The 20,561-nt window shown below is 54.3% G+C and carries 19 protein-coding genes; 7 read left to right on the forward strand and 12 right to left on the reverse strand.

Annotated features, from left to right (window positions below):
• Positions 1–67: 67 nt before the first annotated feature.
• From ACAW75_RS12975 to ACAW75_RS12995, 5 genes are all read right to left on the reverse strand, one after another.
• On the reverse strand, positions 68–1,249 hold the full coding sequence (locus tag ACAW75_RS12975) for an ABC transporter permease (RefSeq protein WP_370729152.1): 1,182 nt from the start codon (positions 1,247–1,249) through the stop codon (positions 68–70).
• Positions 1,250–1,333: 84 nt separating this feature from the next.
• On the reverse strand, positions 1,334–2,581 hold the full coding sequence (locus tag ACAW75_RS12980; protein WP_370729153.1) for an ABC transporter permease: 1,248 nt from the start codon (positions 2,579–2,581) through the stop codon (positions 1,334–1,336).
• 58 nt (positions 2,582–2,639) lie between these two features.
• On the reverse strand, positions 2,640–3,341 hold the full coding sequence (locus ACAW75_RS12985) for an ABC transporter ATP-binding protein (protein ID WP_370729154.1): 702 nt from the start codon (positions 3,339–3,341) through the stop codon (positions 2,640–2,642).
• Between the two features lie 72 nt (positions 3,342–3,413).
• Positions 3,414–5,189, reverse strand: coding sequence for a TolC family protein (locus ACAW75_RS12990; protein ID WP_370729155.1), 1,776 nt, complete (start codon positions 5,187–5,189; stop codon positions 3,414–3,416).
• Between the two features lie 4 nt (positions 5,190–5,193).
• Positions 5,194–6,447, reverse strand: a complete 1,254-nt coding sequence (locus tag ACAW75_RS12995; protein ID WP_370729156.1) for an efflux RND transporter periplasmic adaptor subunit — start codon at positions 6,445–6,447, stop codon at positions 5,194–5,196.
• Positions 6,448–6,698: 251 nt separating this feature from the next.
• On the opposite strand from ACAW75_RS12995, the gene ACAW75_RS13000 reads away from it, so the two are divergent.
• Positions 6,699–7,670 carry a Gfo/Idh/MocA family protein gene (locus tag ACAW75_RS13000; RefSeq protein ID WP_370729157.1) on the forward strand — a complete coding sequence of 324 codons (972 nt, stop codon included), beginning with the start codon at positions 6,699–6,701 and terminating at the stop codon, positions 7,668–7,670.
• Positions 7,671–7,701: 31 nt separating this feature from the next.
• On the opposite strand, the gene ACAW75_RS13005 is transcribed toward ACAW75_RS13000, so the two are convergent.
• Both ACAW75_RS13005 and ACAW75_RS13010 read right to left on the reverse strand, forming a co-directional pair.
• A complete protein-coding gene (locus tag ACAW75_RS13005) occupies positions 7,702–9,090 on the reverse strand; it encodes a S8 family peptidase (RefSeq protein ID WP_370729158.1) in 1,389 nt (462 codons plus the stop codon).
• A 144-nt stretch (positions 9,091–9,234) separates the two neighbouring features.
• Complete coding sequence (locus tag ACAW75_RS13010; protein ID WP_370729159.1) at positions 9,235–10,161, reverse strand: EamA/RhaT family transporter; 927 nt, start codon at positions 10,159–10,161, stop codon at positions 9,235–9,237.
• A 112-nt stretch (positions 10,162–10,273) separates the two neighbouring features.
• On the opposite strand from ACAW75_RS13010, the gene ACAW75_RS13015 reads away from it, so the two are divergent.
• On the forward strand, positions 10,274–10,981 hold the full coding sequence (locus ACAW75_RS13015; protein WP_370729160.1) for an SDR family oxidoreductase: 708 nt from the start codon (positions 10,274–10,276) through the stop codon (positions 10,979–10,981).
• A gap of 103 nt (positions 10,982–11,084) precedes the next feature.
• On the opposite strand, the gene ACAW75_RS13020 is transcribed toward ACAW75_RS13015, so the two are convergent.
• Positions 11,085–12,056 carry an aldo/keto reductase gene (locus tag ACAW75_RS13020; protein ID WP_370729161.1) on the reverse strand — a complete coding sequence of 324 codons (972 nt, stop codon included), beginning with the start codon at positions 12,054–12,056 and terminating at the stop codon, positions 11,085–11,087.
• A gap of 50 nt (positions 12,057–12,106) precedes the next feature.
• Between ACAW75_RS13020 and ACAW75_RS13025 the strand changes: the two genes are divergently transcribed.
• The 5 genes from ACAW75_RS13025 to ACAW75_RS13045 all read left to right on the forward strand — a co-directional run bounded on the left by ACAW75_RS13025 (position 12,107) and on the right by ACAW75_RS13045 (position 15,116).
• Positions 12,107–12,427, forward strand: a complete 321-nt coding sequence (locus ACAW75_RS13025; RefSeq protein ID WP_370729162.1) for a nucleotidyltransferase family protein — start codon at positions 12,107–12,109, stop codon at positions 12,425–12,427.
• Positions 12,414–12,755, forward strand: coding sequence for a HepT-like ribonuclease domain-containing protein (locus ACAW75_RS13030; RefSeq protein ID WP_370729163.1), 342 nt, complete (start codon positions 12,414–12,416; stop codon positions 12,753–12,755). The genes ACAW75_RS13025 and ACAW75_RS13030 overlap by 14 nt, the downstream gene beginning before the upstream one ends.
• A 9-nt stretch (positions 12,756–12,764) precedes the next feature.
• The gene (locus ACAW75_RS13035) at positions 12,765–13,073 is read left to right on the forward strand and encodes a putative quinol monooxygenase (RefSeq protein ID WP_370729164.1); all 309 of its coding nucleotides are present in this window, start codon (positions 12,765–12,767) and stop codon (positions 13,071–13,073) included.
• A 5-nt stretch (positions 13,074–13,078) separates the two neighbouring features.
• Positions 13,079–14,338, forward strand: a complete 1,260-nt coding sequence (locus ACAW75_RS13040) for an aminotransferase class V-fold PLP-dependent enzyme (RefSeq protein WP_370729165.1) — start codon at positions 13,079–13,081, stop codon at positions 14,336–14,338.
• A gap of 220 nt (positions 14,339–14,558) precedes the next feature.
• Positions 14,559–15,116 carry a GNAT family N-acetyltransferase gene (locus ACAW75_RS13045; protein WP_370729166.1) on the forward strand — a complete coding sequence of 186 codons (558 nt, stop codon included), beginning with the start codon at positions 14,559–14,561 and terminating at the stop codon, positions 15,114–15,116.
• Between the two features lie 37 nt (positions 15,117–15,153).
• On the opposite strand, the gene ACAW75_RS13050 is transcribed toward ACAW75_RS13045, so the two are convergent.
• From ACAW75_RS13050 to ACAW75_RS13065, 4 genes are all read right to left on the reverse strand, one after another.
• Positions 15,154–16,569: a vanadium-dependent haloperoxidase gene (locus ACAW75_RS13050; RefSeq protein WP_370729167.1), complete on the reverse strand. Its 1,416-nt coding sequence runs from the start codon at positions 16,567–16,569 to the stop codon at positions 15,154–15,156.
• Between the two features lie 130 nt (positions 16,570–16,699).
• The gene (locus ACAW75_RS13055) at positions 16,700–18,094 is read right to left on the reverse strand and encodes a vanadium-dependent haloperoxidase (RefSeq protein ID WP_370729168.1); all 1,395 of its coding nucleotides are present in this window, start codon (positions 18,092–18,094) and stop codon (positions 16,700–16,702) included.
• A 492-nt stretch (positions 18,095–18,586) separates the two neighbouring features.
• Positions 18,587–19,126 carry a hypothetical protein gene (locus ACAW75_RS13060; RefSeq protein WP_370729169.1) on the reverse strand — a complete coding sequence of 180 codons (540 nt, stop codon included), beginning with the start codon at positions 19,124–19,126 and terminating at the stop codon, positions 18,587–18,589.
• A gap of 190 nt (positions 19,127–19,316) precedes the next feature.
• Positions 19,317–20,456 carry a 2-isopropylmalate synthase gene (locus tag ACAW75_RS13065; RefSeq protein WP_370729170.1) on the reverse strand — a complete coding sequence of 380 codons (1,140 nt, stop codon included), beginning with the start codon at positions 20,454–20,456 and terminating at the stop codon, positions 19,317–19,319.
• Between the last annotated feature and the right edge of the window lie 105 nt (positions 20,457–20,561).

Genomic DNA, 20,561 nt, shown 5'->3' on the forward strand with positions numbered 1-20,561 from the left:
GCTCCAGCTTCGGTAGTATAAGCTTATCAGTTACTACCGAAGCTGGAGCTTCGGTGCTACCTGCCGTTCATTCTTCGTGAAGGGCCACGGCAGGCTGGATCGTAGCGGCTTGTCGGCTGGGGAACAGCGCACAGACCGTAACGAGCAGGTACACGACCAGGGCGGCAATCAGGATAGCGGTGATGTACACACTGGCGGGCAGATCGAATACGTTGAGCAGCGGAAACTGGCAGGCCAGCACGAGCCCCAGTACCAGTGCAAAAGTAGCCAGTACCCACATTTCCCCCACAAACTGCCACGAAATTGACCGTTCAGTGGCCCCCAGCGCCCGACGAAGGCCAATCTCGCCCCGCCGCCGGGTGATGCTTACGTTCAACACCCCGAACAGGCCGAGCGCGACATTGATGAGCAGGAAGCTACACACAACGACGAAGATGATAGCAGGCACCAGCGTCAGGTTGTGCTGGTTCTGCCGCGACTCCGTCAGGTGATCCACATCAACGCTCCAGCCCGTGGCCATCGCCGTTATGGCCTTCACCAGCTTCGCCTCAAAAACAGCGTCGGTACCGGGTTTTACGTTGACCAGAATCTTTTTGTAGTACGGCTCACGGCTGTCAAGCTGCTCGAAAATAGCCGGTTTGTTCGTCATGAATTCGCCCTTGGCTTTAAAATTATCGACTACACCAACGATTTTCTTCTGGCGTGGGCCATCATTTTCTTTAGGCTTATCGCCCAACAATTGACCAATCGGATCTTCGTTGTCAAATAATTTTTCTTTCGCCTTTTGATTGATCACCACAGCCTTGTATTTGCCAATACTATCAGCGCCCGTGTACCATCTGCCCGAGGCCAATGGAATAGCCAGCACCTTGGCAAAATTCTCGTCGGTCACGTAAAAATCCATCATCGTGTTTCGATTCCCACGCACAACGGCATTGTTCATGGTATTGGCAGAAAATGGACTATTATCGCTCATGCGTGAACTGGACGCCACTTCGGGAAAGGCGTTTATTCGCTGGATGATCCGTTGCGTTTTTTCGGCTACGGCTACGGTATCCTGGTTATTATTTAAGTCAACCACCCAGATAGTTTCGTAAGCAAAGCCCAGCGGTTCACGGTAATTGCTGAGGTTGTGGACCAGCAGCGAAGCCAGCCCGAACAAGACCATAAACGAGGCCCAGATCTCGATGATCAACAGCGAGTGCGCCCGTTTCTTGTTCCAGATGAGGGTAAACAGATGACGGATCATTTTTTAAAGAGTGAAAGAATGAATGAGTGAAAGAGTGACCAGATAGAGGAAGGTGCGTTTAGCACTCTTTCGCTCATTCACTCTTTACGATTTTAAGGCTTCGGCAATATTGAGTTTCGACATCCGCAGGGCAGGCAGCACGCCCGATAACAGCCCGAATACCAGGCAGATACCCATACTGATCAGAAAAACGGGTACGTTGATGGTCAGGTCGGCATGGGCAATCCAGCCGCTGTTGTTGATCAGGGAAATGGCGATCAGGGTCAGCACCAGGGCGATGGCCCCGCCGATGAACGTGATGAAAATATTTTCCACAATAAACTGCCAGAGCAAGGTACGTATGGGTGCCCCGAAGGCTTTTCGTATGCCTATTTCCGAGGCACGTTCCAGAATCCGGCTCACGTTTACATTCACCAGATTAATGGCAGGCAACCCCATCAGCATCAGCATGATAAACCCGATGACGCCGTAGAACATAGTTTTCAGGCCGCTGTCGCCGTCGGCAAAGGCGCCCATAAAACTTTCCAGATAAGGCAGGCTTTTTACGACCAGTACGTAATACTTGAATCCATCCTGATCGCCCGGTACCGGAATGCGCTGGATAAAGCGTTGAAACTCATCGTTAATCGCTTTCATGCCCCGCTTATCGCCTGCCAGCGCAATGGCAATGTAATTCCCCCGCAGGCCTGTATTCTGGTAATTACTTTTGGGGGCGGTGTAGGGAAAATAAACGTCGGCATGCGTCAGAATCCGTGTGATCGGGCTGCCTTTCACTACACCAATTACTTTGTAGTGAATGTTCTCGATCTCCACATCTTTCCCAACGACCGGCTCCGACGGATCTTCGAAATACTGTTTTCTGAAGTCATCGGTAATTACCGCTACGTAATCGCCATTGGCGATGTTCTGTTCGTTGTACGGTTTTCCTTCCAGGAACTCGAAATCAGTTACCCGCCAGAAGTCAGCGTCGGTAAACTTGGTGTTCAGGTCGATTTTTTGGGAGCCGACATACGCGTTCGACGTGTTGAACATCGAGCAGATCGTCACCCGCTCGGCCGACTTCAGGGCTTTGGCGTATTTGGTTAAAAACCTGAAGCTCATCGGCCCCTGCGACCGACCATTGCGGCCCGAATCCAGCTGGGTCATCATCTGGATATAGATTGACCGGTCGCGCTTCAGTTCGGGATAATGCGCACCAAATAAATGGTCGAGAAACGAGGTCAGCACCATCAGCACAGTCAGCGTCAGGCTGATGCCGAAGAGCGTAATGAAGGTATAGAACGGGTGCCGCAGCAACACCTTCCAGGCGATTTTTATATAGTTCGTGAGCATAAGGGCGAAAGAGTGAAAGAGTGAGTGGTGAAAGAGGGGTACGCTGACCATCGCTCTGTCATTCAGTCATTCTTTCATTTAGTAGCAACGAATCCCCCACCATGGCGCCGTCGAACAGGCGGATCAGGCGGTGCGTTTTCCGGGCCATCGTTTCGTCGTGCGTGACCATCACAATGGTGCTGCCTTCGGTATTGAGTTGCTGAAGAATGGCCATGATCTCGTTCCCCATCGCACTGTCGAGGTTCCCCGTCGGTTCATCGGCCAGGATGATCGACGGGCGGCCAACAATGGCCCGGGCAATGGCCACGCGCTGTTTTTGTCCGCCCGATAGCTGGCCGGGAAAATGCTTCATGCGGTTACTCAGACCCACTTTTTCCAGTGCCTCCTGCGCCAGTTGCCGACGCGATGCCCCTGTTGTGTCGCCTTTCCGGTACAGCAGCGGAATCTCCACGTTATCGAGCACCGAGAGGTCGCTGATCAGGTGAAAGCTCTGGAAAATGAAACCGATCTGCTGATTGCGCAGCAGGGCCAGTTCCTTGTCGCGGTACTGGGTCACGGTTTTTCCGTCAATCGCTACCTGGCCGGCGCTGGGCGCATCCAGCAGGCCCATCAGGTTCATCAGCGTCGACTTACCGCAGCCGCTGGGCCCCATGATCGAGATGAACTCACCCGACTTGATCGTCAGATTGATGTTGGTCAGCGCCAGGGTCTCGATGGAACTGGTGCGGTACACTTTTTCGATGTTTTTGAGCGTGATCATGTGATTGGGCAGGGGCGTAGGGCTTGGGGCTTGGGGGTTTGCTCTTGCGTCAGCTACCCCCGGCCCCAAGCCCTAAGCTCCTTGCAGTTTCTGGTTTGTGTCGAAATCGTATAAGGTCAATAAACGGAGCGTGTAGTACGATTGCCAGTAGTCGCGAAGGGCCAGAATGGCGTCGCGGCGGGCGCGGTCTTTGTCTTGCGTAGCAATGCCTAAGTCGGTCACGGTCAGGTCGCTGAGGCGGAAACGTTCCTGCGCGATCTGGTAGCGGGTCTGGGCAATCTGGTCGGCCTCGGCGGTTAATTTCACCTGCTGACGAAGCATATCGAGTAGCGTTACCTGCGTGTAAATCTGCTGCTCAAACGTGCGCCGGGCCTGCTCCAGCGTTTGCACGACCAGTTGCTGGTTGGCGCGGGCTGTTTCGGTACGAGCCTGCGCCCGGCCCCAGGTCATGATGGGTACGGTAAACTGAAGTATAACCGACTGCCGGTCTTGTGGCTGAATGTACACATCAATGGGTCGGCTGCCCCGGTTGGTCAGGCCAAAATCGGCGTTGAGGGTGGCGTTGATGCCGTTTTCTTTCCGGGCTTTCTCCACATCACGGTCGGCTTCGAGCCGCCTTCGCTGAAATCCGATGGCGTCTGAGCGGTTGGCGAATGCCTCGGCCAGGGCCTGCTGAAGGTCGATCTCGAACGAACGTACCTGATCGGGAATAACCAGCTCAAAAGAACGTACCTGATTCGTCGTTGTCTGGGTGTTGATATAAGACCGCAGTTTCAGCGACGCTACTTCGGCGCTTTGCCGGGCCGATGCCAGATCTTTCCGGGCGTTCAGTACGCTCAGTTGAAGTTGCAGCAGATCGTTGCGCGAGATTTTGCCCAGTTCCAGCTTGTGTTTGGCAATGGTGTACAGCGTGTCGTTGTTGGCGCGGTTGGTCTCGGCAATCTGTAGGTTCACCTGCGCCACCAGTAAATCGAAATACAGGCCCGTGGCATCGAGGGCTACCTGCTCCATGGCCTCGATATACTGCTGATTGCTCTCGGCATACCGCAGCGGCTCAATGCGCCGGTCCCACTTCATCTGGTTGAACCGGAATAACGGCTGGCTGATGCCGAAGGCAAACGGGATACCGTTGTAGAGCGTAGACCGGTTCAGGAAATTATCGAACCGCTGGAGTTGCTGCTGCACATAGATCGACCCGCCCGTTTGTGGAATGTTCTGGCTCAGCGACAGGTTCAGCAACGAGTTATTGAGCGACACGGGCTGAAACGCGATGGTTCCGTCGGGTTGCTGCACCTGAATGAAGGAGCGGGTAAAGCTGGGCAGCGACCCGTCGAGACTGAGTTGCGGCTTGAAATCGGCCAGAAACGAGCGGTATTTCCAGTAGTTGGTCTTCTTCAGCGTAGCCGCCTGCTTGCCCGCAATCGATTGTTCACGCGCCAGATTTATGACTTCATCCAGCGTCAGTTTCAGTGTGGGCCAACTGGTCGGTTGGCCCACACTGAAACTGACGCTGGTAAGGGAAAAAAAAGCGGCGAGGACCAGGTGTATTGCTATCGCACGAGTAGTTCGTAAGCATCGCCCCATCGGGGCCAGATGTCTACAGGCCATTATGCCACACAAACTATTGAGCGGCAACAGCCCCGCAGGTCGCCTACCTACGGCACGCCAATACGCGGGAGATAACGCATTGGCTACCGATGTTGTGCCCCCATGGGGCGGCGCTGCATTGCTGATGGCCTGGGCAGCCAGCGGACCGGTTATGGTCTGCCATGAACGGCTCAACGTACCTGGCCAGAAAAACGACACCAATTTTTCCTTTATCCACGACCCACTCTTTCGCTCTTTCATACGTTCACTCTTTAGAAATCGTGAGTTGCTCCAGGTGCTCGTAGTCGCTCAGATCGGTCAGAATCACCTTGTCGCCGGGCTGCAGGCCGCTTTTGATCTCTACCCAGTCGAAGTTGGTCAGGCCAATCTCCACCTCCCGCCGCCGGGCGACGCTATCATCTCCCAACACATAGACAAACTGACGGCGTTTGCCTTTGAAGGCTGGTCCGTTGGCTATCCGAGTGGCATTGGCCGTACGATTGGTCACCACGAATACCTCTACTTTCTGATTGGGCCGCAACACCGCATTGTTATTATCGTCGAGACTGACGGCGAACTTGATCGTACCGTTTTGCACGGATGGTTTCACCTGCGTAATCAGTCCCCGAAGATCGGTTTCGTTGATGCGAACGATGACGGGCTGCCCTGCCCGCAGTTGATCGGCGTAGGTATCGGAGCACGACGCTTCGACCCGGAAACTGCCCAGATCAGCCACTTTCGCCAGCATGTCGCCCTCGTTTACCGCCGATCCCACGTTCTCGTTCACCCAGGTAAGCACTCCCGCCCGGTCGGCCAGAATATCGGCCTGCCGGAGTTTCTGGGCCAGTACTTTCAGGTTCGTGCCTTCAATGCGGGCCTGCAATTGCGATTCCTTCAGGCTCGCCCCCATCGACCGGCGGTTATAATCCAGGTCATTCTCCAGTTGTTTCTTTTCCAGTTGGGCAATGCGCAGGGCATTTTCGGCGCGGGTAACGTCTTCGGGCGTTTGACCACCCACTTTCAGTAGTCGCCGGGCGTTCTCTACTTCGGCCGTTAGTTTGTTGATATTCAGCAGCTTGATCTGATCGTTCACATCCGCATCGTACAGGTTCTTGTCGAGTTTCATCCTGAGCTGCTCGATGCCGTTCTGCTTCAACGCCAGTTGATCCTGTAGCTTTTCATATTCGATCTGCGTCAGCGATTTGTCCAGCTCCACCAGCGGCTGACCGGGACGTACCCGCGCACCGGGCGTGAGCAATACCCGCCGGATGCTGGCCCGAATGGGGCTGGTCATAATCTGTTCGTAGGCCGGAATGATCTCGCCGGTAGCGTTCAGCGTATTTTCGACGGGCCCATTCTGCACCACCGCCGTCCGGATCTTGGTGGCCTCAATTGATGTTTTCAGCAGCGAGCGGGCGCCAAGAACAACCCCCGCCAGACCCAGCAGCGCCACAAGGCCAACAAGCCACGTCTTTCGACGAGAGCGGGTAACAAGTTCGGGGGCCAGTTCACGATCCATACAGCATACACATTTTACCTGTAGGGCTTGCGAATGACGTGCCAACGGATAGCCCATTGTCTATCAATAGATTGAGTCAATCTACAAATTGAAAACGTGTGCGGAATTGCACTATCTGTGCGGATTCGCACACGGTGAGCGAGTCGTCCACGGCACCAGCCGTGGAGGCAATCTAGTTCACTTGGCTCCACGGCTGGTGCCGTAGACGACTCGCTCACCGGTAAACTTCAGCCAAATATGCTTTTGAGGGTATGGAAAATTTGCAATGGGGCATTATTGGTTGCGGCGACGTAACCGAAGTGAAAAGTGGCCCGGCTTTCAAAAAAATACCCCATTCAACGGTGGTGGCCGTGATGCGCCGCGATGCCCAAAAAGCCGCCGATTACGCCAACCGCCACAACGTACCTATCTGGTATACCGATGCCGATGCCCTGATCCATGACCCGGCCGTGAACGCGATTTATATTGCTACGCCGCCCAGCAGCCATGCCGACTACGCCATTCGGGCCATGCGCGTGGGTAAGCCGGTGTATGTTGAGAAGCCCATGGCTCTGAACGCATCGGAGTGCGAGGCCATGAATCAGGTGAGTCGGGAAACGGGTGTACCCCTCTTCGTAGCTTTTTATCGCCGGGCACTTCCCTATTTTCTCAGGGTGAAAGAGCTGGTCGATGCAGGCGTGATTGGCCAGGTACGTTCCGTTTCCATTCAGTTGAACTGGCAACCAAACGAACGGGAATTGGACCCGCAGGCCGGGTGGCGCGTTGACCCAGCCGTTTCGGGCGGGGGCCTTTTCCACGACCTGGCCGCACACCAGTTCGATTTTCTGGCGTTTCTGCTTGGCCCTATCCAATCGGCCAGCGGCCTTGCCCGTAATCAGGCGGGCTTATATACCGCCGACGATGTGGTGGTCGCTGCATTCGAGTTTGCCTCGGGCGTGGTGGGAACGGGTAGCTGGTGCTTCACGGTAAACCCGGAGCAACGTCTCGAACAAACCCAATTGATTGGCTCGAAAGGCAAGATCACCTTCTCGTTCTTCGAGAATTTTACCATCACCGTCGATACGGCGGCGGGCACCGATATACTGACCGTTCCGTTTCCCGAGCACGTGCAACAGCCACTGATCGAACTGATCGTCAACGAGCTACGCGGCGGCAAGGCGAGCCCGAGTACGGGCGGAACAGGGGCACAAACCAGCCAGGTGCTGGATTGGATCACGGGGTGACCAATGACTCTGGTGAATCAGCCGGTATCGGTTAGAACGTACCCACACTGAGCCGACCGTTCGCCACGCACTTGCCGGAGAAATCGGGTGTAGCAACGGCTTTGTTAAGAATAGCGGCTTTGATCTGCGCGGCCGTAGCCGTGGGGTTCAGCGACTTGTATAGCGCCACGGCCCCTGTTACATGCGAAACCGCCATTGACGTCCCGCTGTACGACGCGTAACTGAACGTATTGCCCGCGCCCGGCACCGTTGACCAGATGCCTGTTCCCGGTGCGGCAATGTCCACCGATTTGGCGCCATAATTGGAATAGCTTGCCCGCGTGCCGGCCGACGTAACGGCGGCTACGGCAATGATGTTGGCATTGGGATAGCCCGACGGATAATTGGGAACCGCATCGTTATTGTCGCCAATGTTATCAGACCCGCCATTGCCGGCCGACGCGATAAAGAGAATACCGGCGGCGTTGGCCCGTTCAATGGCGTTTTGCAGGGTCTGCGAAAAGCTGCCTCCATCCCAGGAGTTGTTACTGGCTACGATGTTCAGGCCGTGGCGGGTCTTCAGGTCGGTGAGATAATCAATGGCTTTAATGGCGTTGGCCGTTGTGCCGCCGTTGGTGCCAACGAATTTCAGGGCAATCAGTTTCACGTTCCAACAAACACCCACAACACCCTGCCCATTCCCACCGGCCGCGCCAATCGTGCCGGCCACGTGGGTACCGTGGTCATCAACAACGCCATCGTACACCGACGCATTGTTGGCATCGAAATCCCAGCCGTTTATATCGTCGATATAGCCATTCCCATCATCGTCCTTTCCATTGGCTGTTTCCTTCGGGTTCACCCATTTATTGGCCGCCAGATCGGGGTGGGTGATCATGACCCCCTCGTCGAGAACACCCACAATGACCCCACTCGACCCATTTTTATTGGCCGCCCAGGCCGTTGCTGCCTGACAACCATAGGCATTGGCAGGTGAAGTGTTGGGGCCATACATACCCCATAACGACTTGTTGGTGAAGTAGGTATCGTTGGAAACAACGTTGGATTGATAAACGTAATTGGGCTCGGCATACTCAATGTCGGGCATGGCCTTTAATTGAGCGACCGTGGCCAGCATATCGCCGGGAATAGTAGCCAGAATGACCCCATCCTGATCGCCAACATGCTGCATCATCCTGGTCAAGATCCGTTCAGACTTACGACAGTTGATCTTGCTCAGGACGCCGAGCACCTTATCAGATTTTGTGCCACGTTTAAATTTGATCAGTACTTCGCCCGCCCTGTACTTGGCACCAAGACGCGCCTGCCCAGATTCAGTCGAAACAGGAAGCAGATCGGGCTGTAGCTGGCAGCTCGCCAAAAAGCCGCCACAAAACAGTGCGACCAGGAGGTAGTGGTAACGGTAACGGTGTTGTTTCATACGGGAAATCGACTAATCTACCCAAGCAATCTACTGATCTATAGCCATTTACAACAAAAACCATTGCTTCCGGGCAGCCTATACTGACTGGTAAAAAACAACGCGCTGCCCATGCCGACCCAACGAATGCCTTGATTGGTCTGGTCAGATAAACTCCTGCCACGAGATAAGCGCAATCGCCACAACGGCTAACGCAAGACCTACTTTATTGATTGGCAGCAGTTTTTCCTGAAAAAAGAGCGCAGCTACCCCAGCAGCCACAAGAATGACACCAATGTTGTAGAGCGGATAAACCAGCGCCCCGTTTCCACTAAAAGCGGACAATGCCAGCACCAGCGTGTAGAAACTCAGGAAGTTTGGCACCCCCAGCGTTACAGCCCCGACCAGATTACGTAGCTCGAAGCGGTCTTTCCGGCTTACTAACCGATAGACAAATAGGGTCATCCCCGCCGCAACAGCGCCAATGACCATTGTCAGGGTGACCACAACCGGATTAATGCCCAGCGCGGCGATGTACTCAACATTCATGTAGTTGATCATGGTGTTGGTCAATCCGTACATCAGAAATACGGCTACGGGCAGCAGCGCCACCAGACCAGCCCTACGCGGCTGATCCACGGCAACCTGTTTGGTGTCAGCAGCGTTGTCAGCCGGCTTTTTATACGTGCTGAGTGCCACGGCCACTACGGCCAGCGATAACCCGAGGTAGTTCCAGCCATCGAACACACGCCCCGACGTACCCAGGACAAACAGGCTCACGCAGACCGGGATGACCAGCGACAGGTTGTTGGCCAGCGACGTAGCCGTGATGCCATTCCGTTGCGTGGATTCGCCCGACAGCAGAAACGTGACCACAAACGCCACCCCGATGCCCAGCGCCACCCAGGTCCAGGTCTGGGCAAAATCCAGGGAGAAGGAAACGCCCGACGGGAGCAGCACGTACCCAGTTATGAAACAGACGATGTAGTTGAGGCTGATGGCCTGAACGGTGTTGACATTATAGCGCGGAAACAGGCGAAAATTGAGCAGCAACATCACCGAGAGCCCGATACTGGCAAGGAGGTAGATCATTTTTTAGATAGGCTGAACACAGGCGACAAGATACGCCGCATCTTTGCAGAATAGCGTGTTGACCCAGGTACGTTGCTTCGGAACGTACCTAAATCCTAAAACAGCCATACACATGACTCTCGCCAACAAAACAATCATTATATCCGGCGCCTCGCGGGGCATTGGCCGGGCAACGGCACTCCTGCTGGCCCAGAATGGCGCCAACGTACTGGCCACAGCCCGTAATGCTGAAGAGCTCAGTACGCTGGAAACGGAAGGAAACGGCAAGATCGTGGTCGTTCCCGGCGATGTAGCCAGCGAAACCGACATGGCGTTGGTTGTCAAAACGGCCATCGACCGGTTCGGCACCATCGACATCGTGATCAACAATGCGGGTTATGGTGTTTTCAAAAACGTAGAGGAAATTAGTGTCGACGAGTGGGATTCGGTGATGGCTACGAACGTAAAAGGTACGTTCCTGCTCACCAAAGCCGCCCTGCCAACCTTGAAAGCACAGGGCAGCGGGCATATCGTGGTGGTGGCCTCCGATGTAGCCAAGCGCACGTTTGCGGGTGGGTCGCTCTATACGGCGAGCAAATACGCGCAGGAAGCGTTCATGGGCGCGTTGCGGAAAGAGGTCCGTCCGTTCGGCATCAAAGTGTCGGGCGTTTACTCCGGCCTGGTCGATTCGCATTTTCACGCCAAAGGCCACGGGCACGAAACCTCGAAAGACTACCTGCAAAGCGACGACATGGCCGAGTCGATGCTATTCATCCTGACCCGCCCCGCCCACGTCGTCATTGACGAGTTCATGGTTCACCCGCTGACGCAGGACTATTGAACCAGTTAAACTGTCTTCTGTTTACTGTCTTCTGTTGCTTCGCCTCGATTAACGTACTTGAGCGAAGCAACAGAAGACAATAAACAGCAAACAGTTTAACTAGTTATTGGCTCCACTCCGTCGGGGTACGATCCCAGCGGTGGGCCTTTAGCTCTTCCAGCAGTTCAGCGGGCAGTGCGTTTCCGTCGCTGGCGGCACAGTTGGCTTCTACGTTCCTGATCTGACGCATACCGGGGATGGTGGTGGCCACGTCGGGGTTAGCCAGGATGAAGCGCAGCGCCAGTTCGGGCATGGTCATGCCGGGCGGTACCAGCGGCTTCAGCGCATCGGCATGGTCGACGCTGCTGTTGAGGTTCTCCGGCACAAAATACGTTGACCGCCAGTCATCGGCGGGGAAGGTCGTCTCTTTTGTGAACGTACCCGTGAGCGTGCCTTCGTCGAATGGTACGCGGGCGATTACGCCGATGTTCAGTTCGCGGCAAAGCGGGAAAAGATTGTCTTCGGGATTCTGGTCGAAAATATTGTAGATCACCTGCACCCCGTCGATCAGGCCGGTGCGGAGCGTGTCGAGGCAGTTGTCTGGCTCCCAACGATTGACCGATACGCCCCAGGCGGCTACTTTACCGGCCTTTGTCAACTGCTCAATCACTTGCTTCCACTCGTCCCGTTCGGCCCAGGCATCTTCCCAAACGTGAAACTGCATGAGGTCAATCTGTTCGACACCCAGGTTCTTCAGGCTACGCTCGGTGTATTCAACAATGTAATCGGGCGGAAAAACATCGTCGATTGAGAAGTCGGCTCGTGATGGCCACACCCGGTTTTTGGGTGGAATCTTCGTGGCGGCATACAGCTTTTTATCGGCGTTGTCGCGTAGCAACTGACCCAGAATCTGCTCACTGACCCCTTCGGCGTAGCCCCAGGCCGTGTCGAAGAAGTTACAGCCCAGCTCAACCGAGCGTTGCAGGGCGCGGAGCACCTCGGCCTTGTCGGAACCGGTCCAACCGGCGAGGCCCCACATCCCATAGCCGATTTCACTTACTTGCCAGCCTGTCCGGCCAAATGTTCTGTACTGCATTGGTTTATTCGTTATTTTTTTAGAAAGCAGAAAATAGGTAGCTTATCCCCATGAAAGAGCCGCATAACGTTGCTATTGAGACCATTTCGTTCGTGCCGACACTGGTTGCCTATTTCAGAGCTAAACCGGTGAAACGAGCCTATTTGTTTGGTTCCTATGTGCGGGGAGAGCAGTCAGAAACGAGCGACGTTGATATTCTGGTTGAGCTTGACTACGAAAATGGCGCTGATTTCTTCGGGTTTATCCAGATGCACGACGAGCTGGCGTTGCTATTAAAAAAACCCGTTGATCTACTGAGTGCCAAGGGATTATCTAAATTTATACAGCCCTATATCGACGCTGAGAAACAGTTAATTTATGCCAATTCCTGACAAGGCCAGACTACTTCATATCCTGGAGGCAATTGACTACATCGATCAATTTTTAGTCGACAAAACGAAGCAGGATTTATACGACAATGCGTTACTACGGTTCGCTATAGAACGCCAACTGGAAATTATTGGCGAAGCGACGAATCATCTTTCTGCTTTGCTTAAAGAGCAGTACCCTTCGATTGACTGGCGAAAAGTGGCAGCTTTCCGAAACTTTATTGTCCACGAATATTTTGGCGTTGATTTGGACTTGGTCTGGTCGATTACACAAAGTAATATCCCTCCTCTCAAACTAACCGTTGAGCGAATGCTATCGTCCATGAGTTAACCCCGCCCCATGCTTATTCGCTTTGTTCGCATGACGTTTCAAGAAGATCGCCTGGCCGATTTTCTGTCTATTTTCGAGGCATCGAAGGCTAACATCAGAGCCTTTCCCGGCTGTCAGCACCTTGAACTACTCCGCGACCTCGACCACCCCACCGTCCGCATGACCTACAGCCACTGGGAATCAGCCGAGGCGCTGGAAGCCTACCGCCAGTCGGACCTCTTCCGAACAACCTGGGCCGCCACCAAAGTGTTGTTCGCCGATAAGCCAATGACGTTTTCAACAGAAACGGTGGAGGTGGTTACGCTGACAAATACCTAATCACCATGACCAAACGGGAATTCATCAAAACCATGGCCGCCGCGCCTTTATTACCCGTAAGACTGGATACGCTGCTGACCGGAGTACATAACGTACCCGCCGCCGAGTTGGCCCGCGATGAGGCATTTTGGGCAACCATCCGGCAGGCGTACCAGATCAAGCCCGACTATATCAACCTCGAAAACGGCTACTACTGCATTCAGCCCGAACCGGTGCTGAGCGCCTTTATCCAGCACGTGCGCGACGTGAATCTGGAAGGATCGTATTACATGCGTACCCGCCAGTTCGATGATAAAGCCGCCGTTCGGAATCGCCTCGCCAAGCTGGCCGGTTGCTCGCCCGACGAACTGATTATTACCCGCAACACCACCGAATCCATCGACACGGTGATTGCCGGGCTAACCTGGAAACCCGGCGACGAAGCCATCATGGCCACCCACGATTACGGGGCCATGCTCGATATGTTTCAGCTACAGGCCCGTCGCTACGGCATCGTCAACAAGGTGCTGAACGTACCCCTGCACCCGACTTCGGACGAAGCGATTGTGGAGCTGTACGAACGGGCCATTACACCCAAAACCCGGTTGCTGATGCTTTGCCACATGGTCAACATTACGGGGCAGATTCTGCCCGTGAAAAAGATTACAGACATGGCCCACCAGCATGGCGTGGAGGTGCTGGTCGACGGGGCCCATGCCTTCGCCCACCTCGATTTTTCCATCCCCGACCTCGGCTGCGATTATTACGCCACCAGCCTGCACAAGTGGCTGAGCGTACCCATCGGCGCGGGCCTTCTTTACGTGAAAAAAGCCAAAATAGCCGCCCTGTGGCCAATTTTTGCCGATCTGGGTTATGCCGACGACGACATACGAAAGCTGAACCACACCGGTACGCATCCCGTCCATACCGATTTGGCCATTAACGAAGCGATTGATTTTCACGAGAAAATAGGCATCGCCGCCAAAGAAGCCCGGCTTCGGTATCTGCAACAGTACTGGACCAGCCAGGTACGTTCCCTGCCCAACATCCGGCTCAACACGCCCGCCCAACCCGAACGTACCTGCGCCATTGCCAACGTCGGCGTGGTGGGAATGGCACCGGCAGCCTTGGCCAAAACGCTGCTGAACGACCACAAGGTTTGGACGGTCGCCATCGACAATCCGGCGGCTTCCGTGCAGGGTGTACGGGTCACGCCCAATCTCTACACCTCGCTGACTGAATTAGACATGTTTGTTTCCGCCTTACGAACCCTGGCAAAGGCATAACGGGGTGCATGTCAATCTCGTTATGCCAGGTTTTCTGTTGTCCCATCGGGACATCACAGCGTAGCGTCGGTAGCTTTAGGAAGTAGGGTCCCCCTCTCCCGCGTGCCGTAGGTACGCTACCGCTTGCGTACCTACGGCAAGCAGGTTCGATTTAGGCCCTTTTTTTCTACCGACGCTCCGCTGTCAAACCCCTACTGAATAACTAGTACGCAAGATTGACATGAACTCTACTAACGTACCTACAATGATCGATACCCCACGCCTCTGGCTCGTACCCGTAACCGAGTCTTCGCTAACCGAACTAATGGCCGACCAACCGATACGGTTGGCAGACAGGCCCCTGACGATTCCACCCGAATGGGCCGGCTTGTGGGTCGATCACCCTGGTGCGCTGGCCTACACGCTGAACAGTTTGCAGACTGACCCCGACCTGCATACACTGGGCTGGGGTGCCTATTTCAGCGTTCACCGCGCCGATCATGCCCTGGTCGGTATGGGTGGCTTCAAAGGCAGACCCGATGAGACGGGTACGGTCGAGATCGGCTATTCCATCGTTGACCCCTATCGCCACCAGGGATTGGCCACCGAAACGGCCCGTGGCCTGGTTCAGTTTGCGTTCAGCCGACCCGATGTCCGGCGGGTGATGGCGCATACGCTGGCGGTTGAAAACCACTCGAACCGGCTGCTGCAATCCATTGGTTTTCACTACAACGGTCTGGTACACGACCCCGACGATGGCGATGTCTGGCAGTGGATTATTGCTAGAACAAACAACTAGTCAGTACACCATTAAGCCTCTAGTGGCTTTCCGACACTCAATGCCAACGAAATGAGTTGATGTTGCGGCCGATCTTGGTTCCTTCGGCCAGGCCTACCTCGTTGTCATGCCGCGTATGAATACCACCCATCAGCCTCGATTCGGCGCATTCCCGAGCGGCTTCCCAAAAGGACTGGTAGTGCCGGGCTTCATACTTTAGCAGGTGCTCAATCAGCTGAGGATATGAATACGTGGACTTGTCAGGGGCCGTACTTAGATAGGTATAAAAATAATCGGGCCGGTTCACATGGGTATTATCGGTGAAGGCAAAGGTGTCGCCATACAGGTCGGTCAGCACGGTGGCGGTGGCTGCTGACTGCACGGCATGGCCTGAATAAAACGAAGGGAAAGGGGGTTCCAGAAAGAACGGCAGCCACGGGGGCCCCCAGGATCTACTGGTAGCAAGGTTGTTTTGAATGAACGAAGACGGGCGTTGGACCATAAACGTGAACTTGACTTTCCAACAGCATACGAATGCATCGGCAACCGCCATGCCCACGCGGGCATAGGTCTCGGCCGCTTTGACTACATCAGCCTGGCTGGTCCGAATGGCTATGGTCGCCAGATTATAGGAATGGCCGGGCGGTGAACAGGTTTCGGTGGGGTCGTCGCCCCACCACATCACGGTGGCACGGTCTGCCGTTGTCAGCGTTTTCCCTCGGTCAAACACCTCTTTGTACTGACTATAGTATTGACTGGTTGTATCGGTAGAATAAACCAGCGGTTTAGGTAGGGGAAGTTTGCCGTTGCGGGCCGAGAACGTTCGGTTTTGGCCCCAGGTTGGATGCATCGGAATTTTGGTGTTCGACTGGCCAATAATAGGCGGAATCCATAAACCCTCCCCGGTAGGCCGCACGTAGTCTGTCGGGAAGTTTCGTTCATAACCTTCATGCCCGCCATCGGTCTTCGACCATTCGTAAATGGCAGTGGCAACTGCTTGGCCGAATCGTTCGGAACGCTCCGCAACCTCCGGACTCACCCGGTTAACATAGCGTTGGCGTAAGGCACCCTCCAGGGAATCAATCAGTTGTCCTTTTTTTGTGTACGCATACAGCGCCTTGAGCATATACGCCTGCCCGGCGTTCAGGGACAATTCCCAGCAATACTCTTTTTGCGGGTCGGGTTTCGGTAACAAATCGGCACCTGCCAACCTTCTAAACACAGACCGGTGGCTGGCCGACGCGTACACAACGGTTTCGTACATGGTCAGGCCCAAATACCCAATGGCCCGGGAGCCATAAGTAGGCGTATTCCTGGGCGCTTTCGTCATTACGCGCACCGTCATATCGGCCCAGGTCGTTGCAATGGGGTCTGCCGTTGGAATGGCCGTCGGAGATTGTGCCTGAGCCAAAAAATTGCAGCCCCAGAGCAACCCGAGTTTAAGCACCCGACGTATAAAGAGATATTTTGCCATAGTGGCGCTAGATTGACTTATAAAAACTATTGATAACGAGTCAGTTAACAGCAAGAGTCTCTCACTAATGAAAGCGGCCATTTGCCTCAGTAACTCCTCTTTCGCCAGTGAGAGACCTCGCTTTCTGTCGCTATTTTGTCCAGGCCAGCTGATTTACTTTTCGCCCGATTGCATAGCCCATGCGTAAGCCCTCTTCGCAGTCCATCCGGTAATGAACGCCCAAGAGCACCCGGGAATATGCATTTTCCTGCGCCATTTCATAGAAGTTATTGAAGCTTCTGGGCGTTCCGTTAAACTCTGTGCGTCCCAGGTGGCAGCTATCGGTCATGGCATAACTGGCCCCATAAATGTTGGTCAGCACTTCGGCCGAGACCGCCCCAAAACAGGAGTGCCCTGATGGATAGGCCGGAAATGGTGGCGTTACACCTTCCTGAATACTGATTGGATTAGCCAGGCGTGTTCGCCAGGTTGGGTCAATGCTGCGTCGGATGTAGGTGATCGGTCGTTCGATGTTATATACATACTTCGAGTTCCAGCAGGCCACACCGATGTCGCTCAGCCCGATGCCTAGTTTCGCGTATGTATAAACAGCCTTATCCAGCGGTGCTTTTTGCTGACGTACCACCTGCTGGGCAACCGCCAGCCAGCGCGCAGCTGGTTCAAACGTTAGTTTATAAATGTCGTCGCTCCAGAAATCGCCGATCCATTGCTGATCCTTTGTGATCGGCGTGGTGGCTGTGTAGATCTCGAGGCCCTGGGCAAACAGCGTTGATTTACTATTCGTGCTATACTCGAGCGGGGGCTTGGCCAGTTTATCCGCTTCATTGGCAACGAACGTCCTGACCTTGCCCCAATAGGGTAACAGGGCCCGGCTAAAATCAGGCGCTGTAGGCTGCCATTTTCCAGCACCCGTTGGGGGTATATAGTCGGCCGGTTGATTCCGCAAATAAGCTGCATCGCCGGCAACGTCTGTTTGAGAATAGGCAAACACGGCACTCGCCATAGCCTGACCAAACTTTTTCGATCGGTCCAGCTCATCGGCCGCCCCGGTTGTCGTTGTCAGCTTTGCATACAGAGCCTCGATCTTATCTTTATCTGCATCAACAATATGGGGAAAGAATTTCTTCATCATCAAATAGTACGTTTCATTAACGGCTACATCCCAGCGATACGATTTTCCGGTCTCAATTTTGGGAATCGTCAGACCAGCAAATTTTGCGGCTACTGACTGGTACGTTTTTGAGCCGGGCACAACGGTTTCATAGGCGGCCAAACCAATATAGCCTAGTGTCCGGGCGGCTACTGGTGGCCGATACCCTGGCGCATAGCGGTCAAGCGTTAAAAACAAGTCCATCCACTGCATGGCCACCGAGGCATCTGTAACGGCCGGAACCGGATTTGGATCGGCATCTTTAGCGGGTTGGCATGCCGTTAGCAACCATAGAAAAGCAATGATCGGTATATAGCGAAGCTGAAAAACGTGTTGAGTGAATGTCCTGATGGACGTATATATAGAAACTTTCATGATTGTGCGTTTGACTTATGAATGAAATGGAGTGCATACTGATCGATACCTGTAAGGCATCCTTACAGGACAGAAGCGGTTGAAAGAGCCCGCTTTTTGCAGAAATTGGGCATAGAGCCTGGCCACCGTCTAGGGTGTACATTCGTCGTTTTGAGAACAGCCCTGTTGACTTCACCAATCAGACAGGGCGTAAGCTTCCTTGATAGACTAAACCAGATGACTCCTGGTAGCCCTTTGCAGGAAGACATGTTGCCTTGATGGCTTATCTGATAAAACGTCAGCTAGTGCGTACCTGACTGAACGGCCATGGTTGTTCAGTCAGCGTCCTGTCGACAAGGCGTTGTGGGAAGGCGACGAAACTACCTCCCCCTCTCCGTCAACCCGTTTTATGGATTGGCCAACAAACGAGCATACAAGTCAAGGCTACCTCTCGTGGAGGAAGCAGAAACCAGAGCCAGTAAGTGAAACACAGGCTGTTGACAACCGCCCTTTTTAGTAGCGGGGAGGGGGCGAATGAACCGGCAGGGCGCGTGAGGCCACCATAAACAATTGGCTGGGAATGCGGAGCGCCTCCCGCCAGTCAGGAAAATCGAACGTAAATTCGGTTCGTGGTGTGGCCGAATATTCCTTGAGAAGAAACTTAAGAAATTGAGTTGCTTTCTGATTATGATCACTGCTCCCGGCTACATGCTTCGTTAAAAACATGAGCAGGTCATCCTGCCATAATGAGTGGTTTTGGGCCTCCATACTGGCAATGTGCAGCGTATCACCCGCCACCTCGAGACTGATCACGGTGTAATAATGGCCCCGGTACCGAAAGCCATCCTCGGTGGTACGGGCCATGGCGGCACCGTCGGTCTTACCATGCAGCGGAATCTGGAACTCGACGACACTATCAACGGAGCGGTACACCTGCAGGCGTTGTGACAGGTCATGCTCTGCCTGCCACCACGTAGTAATGCACACCAGTACATACGCTAACGTGTGGTAAACAAGTAATCCGAACAGACCGATGGAAACCGCTTTTTTCACAGGAGCTGCAAAAACACGTGATACAACAGCTATCCAGAACAACATTCATGCCAATGAGTATACTGGTTTTGAGGGAATATATAGTATCGAGTCGGCGCTTTTGCTGCAGAAAGCATCGGTTAATCGCACCCAGGTAGTTGCCGATCCCACAAAAAAATGCCCCGTCAGAAAGGCGGGGCATTTTTTTTGGTTAGCGTACTAACTCCATCAAGTCCTTGTCGTTCACCTCTTTCCGAACATCGGCCATGTCGAGGAAGCGGGTGTAGATGGTGTCGAGGGTGGGTTTGTCGTAGCGGTAGCCCAGCAGCTCGAGGCGGTGGCGGAGGGCATGGCGACCTGACCGGGCCGTCAGGATGATCAGCGACTTATCGACGCCCACGTCGAGCGGGTTCATGATCTCGTAATTCTCGGTATGCTTCAGGTGGCCGTCCTGATGAATGCCCGATGAGTGGGCGAAGGCATTGCGGCCTACGATGGCTTTGTTGGCCTGTACCGGCATCCGCATCAGGCCCGACACGAGTTGACTGACCGGATAGAGCCGCGTGGTGTCGATGCCCGTTTCAAAACCAAGCTCCTTATGCACTTTCATGGCCATCACCACTTCTTCAAGCGAGGTGTTGCCCGCCCGTTCGCCGATGCCGTTGATCGTACATTCGATCTGCCGCGCACCGCCCATGATGCCCGCCAGCGAATTAGCCGTAGCCAGGCCCAGGTCATTATGGCAGTGAATGGAGATCGTAGCTTTATCCACGTTCGGAACGCAGTTGTAGATGTATTTGATCTTCTCGCCGTATTCGCCGGGCAGGCAATAACCCGTCGTATCAGGAATGTTCACCACCGTAGCACCGGCCTTGATGACGGCTTCGGTGAGGCGGCACAAAAACTCCAGATCGGCCCGACCAGCGTCTTCGGCGTAGAACTCCACATCATCGACGTACCCACGGGCGTGTTTGACGGCCTTTACGGCCTGCTCCAGAATAGCCTCTCGGGTACTGCCGAATTTGTTGCGAATGTGAATATCCGACGCGCCGATACCGGTATGAATCCGGCCGCGCTTGGCGTGCTTAAGCGCCTCACCAGCCGCATCGATATCGCCCACAACGGCCCGCGACAAGGCACAGACAGTCGGGTTGGTCACGGCCTTCGAAATTTCGACTACTGATCGGAAATCGCCGGGGCTTGAAACGGGAAAACCCGCTTCGATCACATCAACACCCAGTCGCTCCAGCTCAACGGCAACCTGTACTTTTTCGTCGGTTGTTAGCTGACAGCCTGGTACCTGTTCACCATCGCGCAATGTCGTATCGAAGATGTAAATCCGGTTGCTCATAGCGGTATTCAGTTACGTTTCGGTTTGCGTTCGCGTAAAAAAAGCCCTTCATTCGCTGAAAGGGCTTGATTTTATATGATCAATAATTCCCCTTCAGACTTAAAA

This window comes from Fibrella arboris (assembly GCF_041321095.1).
In the GTDB taxonomy this organism is placed as follows: Bacteria; Bacteroidota; Bacteroidia; order Cytophagales; family Spirosomataceae; genus Fibrella; species Fibrella arboris.